Genomic DNA, 13,099 nt, shown 5'->3' on the forward strand with positions numbered 1-13,099 from the left:
CTTCTTGGTCGGCGAATTGTCGTCATTGCCGAGCCAGACGCCGGTGACGAGGCTCGCGGTATAGCCGATGAACCAGGCATCGCGGAAATCCTGGCTGGTGCCGGTCTTGCCGGCGGCCTGCCAGCCCGGAATCTCCGCCTTCCGCGCCGTGCCCGAGATCAACGTCTCCTGCATCATCGTGTTCATCATGGCGACATAGCGCGGCTCGATCACCTGGGCTGGCGGATCGGACGGCCTGGCATAGAGCACCTTGCCGTCAAACGTCTTGATCCGTGTCACCACATGCGGCGAGGCGGTGAAGCCGCCATTGGCAAACGGCGCATAGGCACCCACCAGCTCGGTCATCGATACTTCGGATGTGCCGAGCGCGATCGAGGCGTTGGGCTCGAGCTTTGAGGCGATGCCGAGCCGGTGCGCGGTGCGCACGACGTTCTTCGGCCCGACCTCGAGGCCGACGCGGACCGCGACCGTGTTGAGCGACATCGCGAGCGCCTGGGTCAGCGTGACCGCGCCGAAATATTCGTGGGTGTAGTTCTCGGGCGTCCAGCCCTTGACATTAAGCGGCGCGTCCTGGCGGACCGTGTCCGGAGTCAGGCCCTGCTCGAGCGCGGTGAGATAGACGAACGGCTTGAACGCCGAGCCCGGCTGGCGCTTGGCGGTGACGGCGCGGTTGTACTGGCTGTCGGCATAGTTGCGGCCGCCGATCATGGCGCGGATCGCGCCGTTCGCCGTCATCGCGACCAGCGCGCCCTGGCTGACGTTGAATCTCACGCTCTTGGCCGCCAGCTCGTCGATCACGGCGGCTTCCGCCACGCTCTGCAGTTTCGGATCGATCGTGGTCTCGACCCGGATGCTCTCGTCGATCTGGCCGATCAGATCGTCGAGCACTTCGCCGATCCAGTCGGCGACGTAGTTGATGGTGCCGGCGCCCGCCGGCTTCACGGCGATCGCCAGATGTCCGATCGAAGCCTTGGCCTGTGCGTCGGTGATGAATTTGGCCTCGGCCATCGCGGCGAGCACGATCTCGGTACGCTTCTCCGCGCCTTCCGGATTGCGGTTCGGTGCGAGGCGCGAGGGCGACTTGACGAGGCCGGCCAGCATCGCAGCTTCCTGCACCGTGACGTTCTTCGCCGATTTGCCGAAATAGCGCTGCGCCGCGGCTTCGACGCCATAGGCGCCGGAGCCGAAATAGACGCGGTTGAGATAGAGCTCGAGAATCTCGGTCTTGGAATGCTTGCGCTCCAGCCACAGCGCGAGTTCGACCTCCTGCAGCTTGCGCTGCAGCGTGCGCTCCTGCGTCAAAAACAGGTTTTTGGCGAGCTGCTGGGTCAGGGTCGAGCCGCCCTGCGCCACCCCGCGATGCAGGACGTTGGCGACGGCGGCGCGCGCAATGCCGAAGGGATCGACGCCCCAATGCGAATAGAAACGGCGGTCCTCGATCGCGATGAAGGCCTTTGGCAGATAGGGCGGCAGGTCCTTTAGCGCGACATTGGCGCCGGCCATCTCGCCGCGCTGGGCCAGCACGCTGCCGTCGGCGCCCACGATCTCGATGGTCGGCGGCCGTTTTGGAATTTCCAGCGACTGGATCGGCGGCAGGTGCGCGCCGACATAGACCACGACACCGACCATCGCGATCGCGCCCCAGATTCCGAGCACCACGCCCCAATAGATCAGGCGCGCGAAACTGAAGCGCGCGCGCGAGGCCGATCCGCGCCTGGCAGCGCCTTTCGGCTTGCGCTCGCGCGGGGGATCGTCGTCCTCATCGTCGGGATCGTATTTCGGCCTGTTCCTGGATGCGGTCTTGGACGTGGTCTCCCCCGGCTGTTCGTCGCTGATGGCCGCGATGCGGTCCTGCCATGTCAGGCGCAGGTCGGCCATGGCTGAGGCGAGCCCGAACAGCGGCTCCTTGCGGCCGCCGCGCTTTTTCCGACCCCACCACAACGCCATACGCCAACGCTCACTCCCTTGAGCGCTGTACGCTAGAGGTTGGAGTTTAAGAGCGGGTTACGAAAAGCTTAACGCGCGATTAGGGGGTGAACCGCGCGGGCACAGCGCGTGGTAAGGTTAAGGCCATTTCAGGACAGGAGAATCGTGATGGGCCACATCGATCCGACCAAGGAGATTTTTGCGCAGTTCCGCGCCAATGATCGCGAGGGGCCGATTCACATGCTCAACCTGGTCCGGCTGCGCCGCGAGGCCGCCTATGGCGACGGCCGCAAGGCGACCGGCGCGGAAGCCTATGCGGCCTATGGCCAGGGCAGCGGCCCGGTGTTTCGCCGCGTCGGCGGACGCGTGGTGTGGCAGGGACGCTTCAAGCTGATGCTGATCGGCCCGCAAGAGGAGCGCTGGGACATCTGCTTCGTTGCCGAATATCCGTCCGTCGCGGCATTCGTCGAGATGATCCGCGACCCCGTCTACCGCGAGGCGGTGAAGCACCGCCAGGCCGCGGTGGAGGATTCGCGCCTGATCCGGCACGCGGTGCTGCCGGTCGGCCAGAATTTTGGGGAGATCCCCGCATAACAACGGAAATTGTCGGGTGGGCAAAGCGAAGCGTGCCCACCATTGCAGCCAGCGCATGCGGAAAGATGGTGGGCACGGCGCTGGCGCGCCTTTGCCCACCTACAGAGTCGTAAAACTACCCGGCCGCGCCGGTGTCTTCGAGGATCGGGCCGAACAGCTCCCAGCGCTCGCCGTTAAAGCGCTGCATTTGCAGCTGCTTGTTCACGCGATAGTCGGTCGGCGAGGTGTTGTTCTTGATCCCCGGCAGCGCCAGGTCGAGCACAACGTCCTTCAGCGAAGTCGCCTGCTTCATGACATTCTCGCGCGTCAGATCGTCGCCGCACTTTTGCAGCGTGTAGATCAAGAGCTGTGAGGTCGAATAGCCGTAGGCATTGAACAGCGAGTCCTTGTCGCCCTCGGGATAGTACTTCGCCATGAAGTCGAAATATTTTTTCATGCCTGGATCGTCCTTCCAGGTCGGGTCGAGCGGATCCTTGCCGTAGTTGACGCTGATCACCCCCTTGGATGCCTCCGACCCCGCGGGCTTCATCACCGCACCCACCGAGACCGAGTTGATGTCGAGGATGTGCACCGGGTGCCAGCCAAGCTCATAATTCTTCTTGATCGCCTGGGCGGCGAATTTCGGCGTGGTGGCGGAGAAGAACAGATCGGCGCCGGAGTCCTTGATCTTGAGGATCTGCGAGTCGACGGTCGGGTCCGAGACCTCGTAGGAGGCTTCCGCCACGATCATGCTCGCCGCCTTATCGCCAAGGCCGGCCTTGATCCCGTTCAGATAGTCCTTACCCAGGTCATCGTTCTGGTAGAGGATTCCGACCTTGGCGTTCGGATGTTCCTTCAGTATGTACTGGCCGTAGATCCGCCCCTCGACGAAATAGTTGGGATTGAAGCCCATGGTCCAGGGGAAGTTCTTCGGGTCGGTGAAGCGCGACGCGCCGGTTGCAGCGTAAAGCTGCGGCACCTTCTTGACGTTGAGATATTTTTGTACGGCGGCGTTCGATGGCGTGCCGAGTACCTGGAACGTGAGCAGCACCTCGTCGTTCTCGACGAGCTTGCGGATCTGCTCGACCGCCTTTGGTGGCGAATAGGCGTCGTCATACTGGATGAGATTGATCTTGCGGCCGTTTACGCCCCCCTGGTCGTTGATCATCTTCATATAGGCGGCCTGCGTCTTTCCGATTGTCGCATAGGCCGAAGCGGGCCCGGAGAACGCCAGGGTCTGGCCGATCTTGATCTCGGTGTCGCTGGCGCCGGTGTCGTATTTCTTCTGCGCCAGGGCCGATGTCGCCGACAGCGCAAGCGCGAGCACGACGGTGCCCGCGAATTGGAAAAAGCCGTTCCTCATCTCAATGCGTTCCTCATATTCTGGGGTTCTGCCGATGGTCTTTATTGTCCCGGCAGACCTTTTGCCCGCGCGGACGCCATCGCTCGAAGCGGATTGTGGAGGAAGGGTTGCCGCAATGCAAGATAAGCCCGGCCGCCCGCGACATTTCGGTATTCAGGAGGTCGGAGAAGCGGCTGGTTTTTCCGTGGGGCGGGCGCGACAGCCATTCACGAACAGATTGACCGCAAGGCGTAGCCGGCGCGCCTCGTCGTAAGGCGGTTCGCGGAGTCCCGCCAGGGCCAGACGCTGCGGAATACCGATGATCGAAATGAAGAAATGCTCGGTCAGCCAGACCGGATCGTGCAGTTCGATCTCGCCGCGCTCGGCATAGAATCGCAGGACGCGCTCGATCTCCTTGATGCCGCGCTGGCGATGGCGCTCCAGCATGCGCCGGGCGAGTTCCGGAAACTGCGGCGCGGTGGACATGAACAGGCGGTGTAATGCCAGAACATCGGGCTGCAGCGCCATGTCGACTACCGCCCGTCCGAGTTCCAGCAGTCCCCATTCCGGTCCGCGCGGCGAAGGCTCGATCGCGTGCAGCGCCTCCATGCGGCCGAGGAAATTGTACTCGACGGCGGCGACGAACAGGGCCGACTTGTCGGCATAGCGCGCATAGATGAAGCGCTTGGCGACGCCGGCCCGCTTGGCGATCTCCTCGATCGAGACCGGCTCGAAGCCGCGTTCCAGAAACAGGCGCATCGCGGTCTTGAGCAAAGCGGCGTGACGCCGCTCGGCTTCGGCACGCGTCGGCCGTCCGCCCGGTCCGCGTTTGAATTCAATGAGTTCGGTCATGCAATTTCATCGGACGCACGAGTCGTCTTAACACGGGCGTCATAATGCAACGGTACCGTTTCGTTGCATAGGTGCTTCGCTTTGCCCACCCTGCACGCTCACGCGGCCGGCTGCTCGGCCCGCTCGTCGCTCGATAAGAGATGCAAGAGCGCACTGCGAATCGCGGCCTGGCGCGTTGGCGCGTTGATCTGGGCGCCCAGCAGATCGGTGACATAGAACACGTCGCGGGCCCGTTCGCCAAAGGTCGCCACATGGGCGGAGGCGATGTTGAGGTTGAGCTTTGAGATCGCGGTGGTCAGCTCGTAGAGCAGACCGGGCCGGTCGAGGCCGGAGACCTCGATCACGGTATAGAGCTCCGACCACTGGTTGTTGATGGCGACCTCCGGCTCGACCACGAACGCCCGGACCTTGCCACGGCCTGCGGCGCGCCGTGCCACCACTTCGGGCAGGCGCAATTTGCCCTCCAGCACCTGCTCGATCATCTCGCCGATCCGCTTCGCGCGCCGTCCCTCATCCTCGTCCCGATCGTACTCGCGCGAGATCGCGATAGTGTCGACCGCGCGGCCGTCGGTCGTGGTGTAGATCTGCGCATCGACGATGTTGGCGCCGGCCGAGGCGCAGGCCCCCGCGATGATCGACAACAGCCACGGATGGTCCATCGCCAGGATGGTGAGCTCCGTGACGCCCCGCGCCTCGTCGAAACCGACATTGATCGCGAGCTTGTGGCCGGCCTGCTCGCTGGCGCGAATGAAGCGGGCCTGGCGGATTTTTCGCGGCAGCTCGACCTTGAGCCAGTAGGCCGGATAGTGCCGGGCGACATAGGCGTCGATCTCCTCCGCCGGCCAGTCGGTAAAGGCCTGCCGGAACTCGGCCTGTGCCGCCGCGATACGCTTGGCGCGGTTCACTTCCGAGAAGCCGCCGGTCAACACCGGCTCGGTCTCGTAATAGAGCGTGCGGAGCAGCTGCGCCTTCCAGCCGTTCCACACGCCTGGACCGACACCGCGGATGTCCGCGGTGGTCAGGATCGTCAGGAGTTTCATCTGCTCGACCGACTGCACGACGGCGGCAAAATTCTCAATGGTGCGGCGGTCCGACAGGTCACGCGACTGCGCCACCGTCGACATCACCAGGTGTTCTTCGATGAGCCAGGCCACCGTCTCGGTGTCGGCGGGCGAAAAGCCAAGCCGCGGGCAGAGCCGCCGCGCCACCTTGGCGCCGGCGATCGAATGGTCCTCCGGCCGACCCTTGGCGATGTCGTGCAGCAGCACGGCGATGTAGATCACCGGGCGGTGCTCCGGGCGGATTTTTCGCATCAGGTCGCTCGCCATCGCGAGCTCGTCGACGCCGCCGCGCTCGATGTCCTGCAGAAAACCGATGCAGCGGATCAGGTGCTCGTCGACGGTGTAGTGATGATACATGTTGAACTGCATCATCGAGACGATCTTGCCGAAGGAACGGATGAAATGGCCGAGCACGCCGGTCTCGTTCATCCGCCGCAGCACGACCTCGGCGTCGTTCGAGGTCAGGATCTCCATGAACAGGCGGTTGGCTTCGGGATTCTCCCGCAGCTCCGTGTTGACGAGTTTTAAGGAGCGCGTGACCATGCGCATCGCGTCCGGGTGGAAGGCGAGATTGTTCTTCTGGGCGAGTCGAAAAATCCGGATCAGGTTGACCGGATCGTGCTTGAACACCTCGGGATCTCCGAGATTGATGCGGTTGTTGTCGACGATGAAGTCGTCGCTCTCCGGCACTCGCCGCCGGTTCATGCCGGGACGCAGCCGCGCCATCATCCGGCTCAGCACCGGCGCGGGCTTGGCCTGCTGATCCTCGAGCTTGGCGCACAGGATGGCGGTGAGATCGCCGACCTCCTTGGCGACCAGAAAATAATGTTTCATGAAGCGCTCGACATCCTGCATGCCCGGATGCGAGGTGTAGCCGAGGCGGACCGCGATCTCGCGCTGCAGGTCGAAGGACAGCCGCTCCTCGGCGCGTGCGCTCAAGAAATGCAGGTTGCAGCGGACCGACCAGAGGAAGTCGGCGCAGCGACGGAAGGTGCGGTATTCCTGCGCGTCGAATACGCCGCGTTCGAGCAGCTCGTCGGTCTCGCGCACGCGATAGACATATTTCGCGATCCAGAACAGCGTGTGCAGGTCGCGCAAGCCGCCCTTGCCGTCCTTGACATTGGGCTCGACCAGATAGCGCGATTGTCCGGCGCGGCGGTGCCGCTCCTCGCGCTCGGCGAGCTTTGCGGTCACGAACTCCGCAGCGGTGCCGTGCACGACTTCCTTGTCAAAACGCTCGACGAGTTCGTCATAGAGCGGCCGGTCGCCAGTCAGAAACCGCATCTCCAGGATCGCGGTGCGGATGGTCATGTCGCCGCGCGCCTGGCGGATCGATTCGTCGACCGAGCGCGTGGCATGGCCGACCTTCAGCCCCATGTCCCACAGGCAGTACAGGATGGCTTCGGCGACCTGTTCGCCCCAGGCGGTCTGCTTGTAAGGCAGGATGAACAAGAGGTCGATGTCGGACTCCGGCGCCATCAGGCCACGGCCGTAGCCGCCGGTCGCGACCACGGCCATGCGCTCGGCACCTGACGGAATCGGCGTCGGATAGAGATGCTGCGTCGCCGCCGTGTAGAGGATGCGGATGATCTCGTCCTGCACCAGGCAGAGCCGCTCGGCGCAGCGCCGGCCGTGGCGGTCCTTCAGCAGCAGCTTTTGCGCGGCGGCGCGGGCGGCGCCGAGCTCGGCCTTCATGAGCTGCGCGACCGCGGTACGGAAAACATCATCGCGCCCGGCATGCCGGGTCGCGAGCGCCTCGACCGCGGCCGCAATCCGCGCGCTGTCGAAACGGGTCTCGCTGTCGGGACGGGGCTCTTTGACGACGGTGTCCATGAGTTCTTCGGATATCAGGCGGGGGCTCTTGCTGTCACGGACGTTTCTCTGGGAAGAGAGCATGTCCATGCTGAATTTAGTGTGCTTTCGGCAACGCCGTTCTCGCTGACGTCATCTGCAGGATGCGGATCTTCTTCAGGCTTGCAGCTCCAAGCTATTGAGATACAGAAGGGTTTTCAAGCGGTGCAACAAAGGTGGACCGATGCTCAAGGCTGCGCGATGGATTTTCGCCGCACTCACACTGATCTGGCTGTTGCCCGGCGCGAAGGCCGCCGAGGCCTTGAGCGAAATCCGCATCGACTGGGCAACCTACAACCCGGTCTCTATGGTGCTGAAGCAGCGCGGATTGCTCGAGAAGGAATTTTCCAAGGACGGTATCTCGATCGTCTGGGTGCAGTCCGCCGGTTCCAACAAGGCGCTCGAATTTCTCAACGCCGGATCGATCGATTTCGGCTCGACCGCCGGCTCGGCCGCGCTGGTCGCCAAGATCAACGGCAACCCGATCAAGTCGATCTACGTCTATTCGCGGCCGGAATGGACCGCGCTGGTGACGGGCAAGGACTCCAAGATCGCGAGCGTTGCCGATCTGAAGGGCAAGCGCGTCGCGGTGACCCGCGGCACCGATCCGCACATCTTCCTGGTCCGCGCGCTCTTGGGCGCGGGGCTGTCCGAGAAGGACATCACGCCGGTGCTGCTGCAGCATGCCGACGGCAAGACCGCGTTGATCCGCGGCGACGTCGATGCCTGGGCCGGGCTCGATCCGATGATGGCCCAGGCCGAGATCGAGGACGGCGCAAAACTGTTCTATCGCAAGCCCGATGCCAACACTTTCGGCATTCTCAATGTCCGCGAGCAGTTCTTGAAGGACCATCCGGACATCGTCCGCCGCGTGCTGGCCACCTACGAGGAGGCGCGCAAATACTCGCTCGCCAATTATGACGAGCTGAAAAAGGTGTTCATCGGCGTGACCAAACTGCCGGACAACATCGTCGACAAGCAGCTCAAGGAGCGCACCGAACTGACTCACAGCCGCATCGCCACGCCGCAGCGCGAGTCGATGCTCGCCGCCGGGCAGGCCTTGCAGCAGGCCGGCGTGATCGACGCCAAGGTCGATGTCAAAGCGGCGCTGGACAGCCTGATCGACGACCAGGTCCCGCTGCCGGTGAACTGATGGTGCTGCTGAATTGATTGTGCTGCTGAGGTTAGTTCCCCTGTCGTCCCGGCCAAGCGAGCCGGGCGGCGCGTAGCGCCGCTAAGGTGAGCGCCGAGCCGGGACCCATAACCACAGGACGCGGTGGCGCGAAGAAAGACGTAACGACGAGCTCGCTCAGCAACTGCGGCCTGTGGTTATGGGTCCCCGCGTTCGCGGGGACGACGACTGAGGATGGTTCGGCTTTCGTGCTTCACCTTGCATTCCCTTCGCGAGAAGCGTCTAGCTCATGGTCATGACCGTTGACCTGCCGGCCCTTGAACGGAGCGAAGCAACAGCGGCGCCCGCCTCGCGCGTGCGCCTGACCCGCTACGCGCGTCCGGCGCTCGGGCTCGTGCTGCCGCTTGCACTTGCTGTTGGCTGGGAGGCGATCGTCCATCTCGGCTGGTCCAATGGCCGGCTGGTGCCGCCGCCGTCGAAGGTCATTGCGACCATCATCGACCTCGCGCGCACCGGCGAACTCTCCCGCCATATCCTGGCGACGCTGTCGCGGGTGGCCGCCGGCTTTGCGTTTGGCGTCATCGCCGGGACCCTGCTCGGCGCGATCTCGGGCTACTGGGCGCTGGCGCGGCAGCTTCTGGACCCGACCATTCAGGCGCTCCGCGCGATCCCCTCGATTGCCTGGGTGCCGCTGTTCATCCTCTGGCTTGGCATTTTCGAGACCTCAAAAGTCGCGCTGATCGCGGTCGGCGTGTTCTTTCCGGTCTATCTCGGCGTGATGGGCGCGATTCTCGCGGTCGACCGCAAGATCGTCGAGGTCGGCCGCATCTTCCGCCTTTCGGGGCCGGCGATGATCCGGCGTATTCTCCTGCCCGCGGTGCTGCCGGCCTATGTGGTGGCGCTGCGGGTCGGCCTTGGCCTCGGCTGGATGTTCGTCGTCGCCGCCGAGTTCATGGGCGCCTCCGAGGGACTCGGCTATCTCCTGATCGACGGCCAGCAGCTCGGCAAGCCGGCGCAGATCGTGGCCGCGATCGTGATCTTCGCCATCCTCGGCAAGACCACCGACTGGCTGATCGAGGTCACGAGCGCGCCGCTCTTGCGCTGGCAGGATGCCTTCGCGCCACAGGGCGGAGGAAGCTGATGCTTGTCCTGGGTGGCGTCAGCAAGACCTATCCGAACGGCGTGCACGCGCTGGAGCGGTTTTCCGCCGAAATCCGGCTCGGCGAGATCGTCGCCATCATCGGCGGCTCCGGCTGCGGCAAGTCGACCTTGCTGCGCGCCATCGCCGGGCTTGATCCCGCGACCTCAGGCGCGGTGACGCTCGACGATATCGCCATCACGGCGCCGCACGAAAAGATCGGCATCATTTTCCAGGAGCCGCGGCTGCTGCCGTGGCTGTCGGTCGCCGACAATATCGGTTTTGGCCTGTCCGACCTGCCTGCCGCCGAGCGCCGCGCGCGCGTCGTCCGCGCGCTCGATCGCGTTGGCCTTGCCGACAAGGCGCGCGCCTGGCCGCGCGAACTCTCCGGCGGGCAGGCGCAGCGGGTGGCGATTGCGCGGGCGCTGGTGCCGCAGCCGGAAGTGCTGCTGCTGGATGAGCCGTTCTCCGCGCTCGATGCTTTTACGCGGACCGACCTGCAGGACCATCTGCTCGATCTCTGGGCCGATGCGCGTCCAACATTGGTGATGGTCACGCATGACGTCGAGGAGGCCGTGATGCTGGCAGACCGCGTGCTGGTGATGCGGCCGCGGCCGGGCCGGCTGTTTGCGGACGTTGCCGTCAATCTGGCGCGGCCGCGGGATCGCAAGTCGCAACTGTTCGACCAGGTCAAGCGGCGCGTGCTGACCGCGCTGGACCGCTCGCTCGATCGGAACCTGATGGAGGCGCAATCGAATTCGAGTGCCGGCGAGGCGATGTGGTGGTGACAGAACTGCGGCAAACCGCTACATGCTGCGGCCAAGAAGGTTGCAGGAATCTTGGGAGAGAACGAGAATGGATGCCGTGGAATTGCGCGCCATGCAGGCGCCCATCAAGGACCGCTACAAGGCCGACCCGTCGGCCGCCTTGATCACGTTGAAGGCCAAGGGCTCGATCGACAACGAAAACATCGCCTGCAAGGTCGAGACCGGCCGCGCGCTCGCCACTGCCGGCCTGCATCCGGCGACCGGCGGGTCCGGACTCGAGCTCTGCTCCGGCGACATGCTGCTGGAAGCGCTGGTGGCCTGCGCCGGCGTCACGCTGAAATCGGTCGCGACCGCGATCGAGGTGCCGCTGACCAGCGGCCGGGTGATCGCCGAGGGCGACCTCGATTTCCGCGGCACGCTCGGCGTCGACAAGGAGGCGCCGGTCGGTTTTGCCGAGATTCGCGTCCGCTTCGAGGTCGAGACCGATGCGCCGCAGGACAAGCTCGACCTCTTGAAGAAACTCACCGAGCGCTATTGCGTGGTCTACCAGACCATCAAGAACGGCCCGAAGGTCTCGGTGTCGATGAAGCGGGTGTGAATTCTAGCCGCCTATTCGGTGTCGTCCCCGCGAAAGCGGGGACCCATAACCACAGGCCTCGATCATTGGGGCGAGCTGTCAGTTACATCTTTCTTCCCGATAACGAACGCCTGTGGTTTATGGGTCCCGGCTCGGCGCTCTCCATGGCAACGCAAGCGCGTTGCCATGGAGAGCTTGGCCGGGACGACGGCTAGCTAATGCCCGATCTCGCCTTCCTCCTCCCGCTGATCCTGCGCATGGCGGTCGCCGCGTCCTTCGTGGTGACGGCCTCGTTCATCACCGAGCGCTCGGGGCCGGTGATCGGCGCGCTGATCGCGACCCTGCCGATCTCGGCGGGGCCGACCTACGTCTTCCTCGCGCTCGATCACGATGCGGCCTTCATTGCGGAGGGGGCGCTCGCGAGCCTGCCGACCAACGCGGCGACCCTCTTCCTCGGCCTGACCTACGTGCTGCTCGCACAGCGTCAGAGCGTGCTGACGAGCTGGGGCACAGCCGCCATCGTGTGGCTCGCGCTCGCATCGCTGGCGCGCCTGGTGCACTGGTCGCTGGCCGCCGGCCTTCTCGTCAACGTGATTGCTTTCGCGATCTGCATTGCCGCGCAGGCGCGCTACCGCCATGCCAGGATGCCGCCGATCGCACGGCGCTGGTACGACGTGCCGCTGCGCGCCTCACTGGTGGCGATGCTGGTTGCGACCGTCGTCAGCCTGTCAGGCTGGGCGGGTCCTGCCATCTCCGGCATCCTGGCGCTGTTTCCGATCGTGTTCTCCAGCATGATGCTGATCCTGCATCCGCGCATCGGCGGACCGGCGACGGCTGCCGTGATCGCCAACAGCGCCTGGGGGCTGATGGGCCTCGGTGTCGCGATCGCCGTGCTGCATGTCGCAGCAATGCATTTAGGCTCCGCCGCGGGCTTGAGCCTCGCGCTCGCGGTCTGCGTGGTCTGGAATTTTTCGCTGTGGTGGATCAGCCGGATGCGGGCTAAGCCGGCGGCACGACATGACGCAAGATGCCGAGATGTGACTAAAAGCAACCAGGGAGCGAGACAGCCATGACAGCCAAGCGTGTGGTATTCACCGGCGGCACCGGCAAGGCCGGCCGGCATGCCCTGCCCTATCTCAGGGATAAAGGCTACGACCTGCTCAACGTCGACTTGAAACCGTCGGAGCATGCCGACATCAGGAACCTGATCGCCGACCTGACCGACAGCGGGCAGGCGTTCAACGCGCTGACCACGCATTTCGGCTTCGCAGGTTTCAATGCGGCCAGGCCGCCGGCGCCGCCGGACGCCGTGGTGCATTTTGCGGCGATCCCGCGCGTCCTGATCGAACCCGACAACGAGACATTTCGCGTCAACACCATGAGCACCTACAATGTGATCGAGGCGGCCGCAAAACTCGGCGTCCGCAAGATCATCATCGCCTCCAGCGAGACCACCTATGGCGTCTGCTTTGCCGAGGGCGACAAGGACTTTCATCACTTCCCCCTCGAGGAGGATTACGACGTCGACCCCATGGACTCCTATGGCTTGTCAAAGGTCCTCAACGAGAAGACCGCGCGGGCATTCGCGATGCGCTACGGCATCGACATCTATGCCTTGCGGATCGGCAATGTCATCGAGCCGCATGAATACGACATGTTTCCCGGCTTCATCGCCAATCTCCCGTCGCGAAAACGCAATGCCTGGTCCTATATCGACGCCCGCGACCTCGGGGAGATCGTACACCTGGCGATCCAGAAGGATGGACTCGGCTTCCAGGTCTTCAACGCCGGACAGAACGACTGCTCGTCCGACCTGCCGACCGCGGAACTCCTGAAGCGCTTTTATCCGAACGTCCCCGTCCGCAAGGAACTCGGGGAAT

11 protein-coding genes are annotated in these 13,099 nt (G+C 64.2%); 7 read left to right on the plus strand and 4 right to left on the minus strand.

Going from position 1 to position 13,099, the window contains the following annotated elements; translation table 11 throughout:
• Positions 1 to 1,947, minus strand: a 1,947-nt coding sequence (locus JOZ76_RS04725; protein WP_291697467.1) for a transglycosylase domain-containing protein, incomplete at its 3' end; no start/stop codon positions are given.
• A 147-nt stretch (positions 1,948 to 2,094) separates the two neighbouring features.
• On the opposite strand from JOZ76_RS04725, the gene JOZ76_RS04730 reads away from it, so the two are divergent.
• A complete protein-coding gene (locus JOZ76_RS04730; protein ID WP_291697468.1) occupies positions 2,095 to 2,520 on the plus strand; it encodes a DUF1330 domain-containing protein in 426 nt (141 codons plus the stop codon).
• A 115-nt stretch (positions 2,521 to 2,635) separates the two neighbouring features.
• Here JOZ76_RS04730 and JOZ76_RS04735 read toward each other — a convergent pair whose 3' ends face one another.
• From JOZ76_RS04735 to JOZ76_RS04745, 3 genes are all read right to left on the minus strand, one after another.
• Entirely contained in the window at positions 2,636 to 3,862 is a 1,227-nt protein-coding gene (locus JOZ76_RS04735) for an ABC transporter substrate-binding protein (RefSeq protein WP_291697469.1), read from the minus strand.
• Between the two features lie 153 nt (positions 3,863 to 4,015).
• Positions 4,016 to 4,693, minus strand: a complete 678-nt coding sequence (locus JOZ76_RS04740) for a TetR/AcrR family transcriptional regulator (RefSeq protein WP_291697470.1) — start codon at positions 4,691 to 4,693, stop codon at positions 4,016 to 4,018.
• A gap of 98 nt (positions 4,694 to 4,791) precedes the next feature.
• Positions 4,792 to 7,587 (minus strand): [protein-PII] uridylyltransferase, encoded by a 2,796-nt coding sequence (locus JOZ76_RS04745; RefSeq protein WP_291697471.1) that lies wholly within the window; start codon positions 7,585 to 7,587, stop codon positions 4,792 to 4,794.
• Between the two features lie 202 nt (positions 7,588 to 7,789).
• On the opposite strand from JOZ76_RS04745, the gene JOZ76_RS04750 reads away from it, so the two are divergent.
• The 6 genes from JOZ76_RS04750 to JOZ76_RS04775 form a co-directional block, all read left to right on the plus strand.
• Positions 7,790 to 8,758 carry an aliphatic sulfonate ABC transporter substrate-binding protein gene (locus JOZ76_RS04750; protein ID WP_291697472.1) on the plus strand — a complete coding sequence of 323 codons (969 nt, stop codon included), beginning with the start codon at positions 7,790 to 7,792 and terminating at the stop codon, positions 8,756 to 8,758.
• 268 nt (positions 8,759 to 9,026) lie between these two features.
• Positions 9,027 to 9,878 carry an ABC transporter permease gene (locus JOZ76_RS04755; RefSeq protein WP_291697473.1) on the plus strand — a complete coding sequence of 284 codons (852 nt, stop codon included), beginning with the start codon at positions 9,027 to 9,029 and terminating at the stop codon, positions 9,876 to 9,878.
• Complete coding sequence (locus tag JOZ76_RS04760) at positions 9,878 to 10,663, plus strand: ABC transporter ATP-binding protein (RefSeq protein WP_291697474.1); 786 nt, start codon at positions 9,878 to 9,880, stop codon at positions 10,661 to 10,663. The genes JOZ76_RS04755 and JOZ76_RS04760 overlap by 1 nt, the downstream gene beginning before the upstream one ends.
• Positions 10,664 to 10,730: 67 nt before the next feature.
• On the plus strand, positions 10,731 to 11,240 hold the full coding sequence (locus tag JOZ76_RS04765; RefSeq protein ID WP_291697475.1) for an OsmC family protein: 510 nt from the start codon (positions 10,731 to 10,733) through the stop codon (positions 11,238 to 11,240).
• A 197-nt stretch (positions 11,241 to 11,437) separates the two neighbouring features.
• Positions 11,438 to 12,292 carry a hypothetical protein gene (locus JOZ76_RS04770; RefSeq protein WP_291697476.1) on the plus strand — a complete coding sequence of 285 codons (855 nt, stop codon included), beginning with the start codon at positions 11,438 to 11,440 and terminating at the stop codon, positions 12,290 to 12,292.
• Positions 12,289 to 13,099 (plus strand): NAD-dependent epimerase/dehydratase family protein (locus JOZ76_RS04775; protein ID WP_291697477.1); only part of this gene is annotated, 811 nt, incomplete at its 3' end. The genes JOZ76_RS04770 and JOZ76_RS04775, both read left to right, overlap by 4 nt.

The sequence above is a fragment of the Bradyrhizobium sp. genome, assembly GCF_019244115.1.
Classification (GTDB): Bacteria; Pseudomonadota; Alphaproteobacteria; order Rhizobiales; family Xanthobacteraceae; genus Bradyrhizobium.

What these genes read in the sequence shown, in the direction of transcription:
- JOZ76_RS04770 (WP_291697476.1), top strand. Translation starts at nt 11,438, where the DNA reads ATGCCCGATCTCGCCTTCCTCCTCCCGCTGATCCTGCGCATGGCGGTC.
- JOZ76_RS04740 (WP_291697470.1), bottom strand. Translation starts at nt 4,693, where the DNA reads ATGACCGAACTCATTGAATTCAAACGCGGACCGGGCGGACGGCCGACG.
- JOZ76_RS04760 (WP_291697474.1), top strand. Translation starts at nt 9,878, where the DNA reads ATGCTTGTCCTGGGTGGCGTCAGCAAGACCTATCCGAACGGCGTGCAC.
- JOZ76_RS04735 (WP_291697469.1), bottom strand. Translation starts at nt 3,862, where the DNA reads ATGAGGAACGGCTTTTTCCAATTCGCGGGCACCGTCGTGCTCGCGCTT.
- JOZ76_RS04730 (WP_291697468.1), top strand. Translation starts at nt 2,095, where the DNA reads ATGGGCCACATCGATCCGACCAAGGAGATTTTTGCGCAGTTCCGCGCC.
- JOZ76_RS04755 (WP_291697473.1), top strand. Translation starts at nt 9,027, where the DNA reads ATGGTCATGACCGTTGACCTGCCGGCCCTTGAACGGAGCGAAGCAACA.
- JOZ76_RS04765 (WP_291697475.1), top strand. Translation starts at nt 10,731, where the DNA reads ATGGATGCCGTGGAATTGCGCGCCATGCAGGCGCCCATCAAGGACCGC.
- JOZ76_RS04745 (WP_291697471.1), bottom strand. Translation starts at nt 7,587, where the DNA reads ATGGACACCGTCGTCAAAGAGCCCCGTCCCGACAGCGAGACCCGTTTC.
- JOZ76_RS04750 (WP_291697472.1), top strand. Translation starts at nt 7,790, where the DNA reads ATGCTCAAGGCTGCGCGATGGATTTTCGCCGCACTCACACTGATCTGG.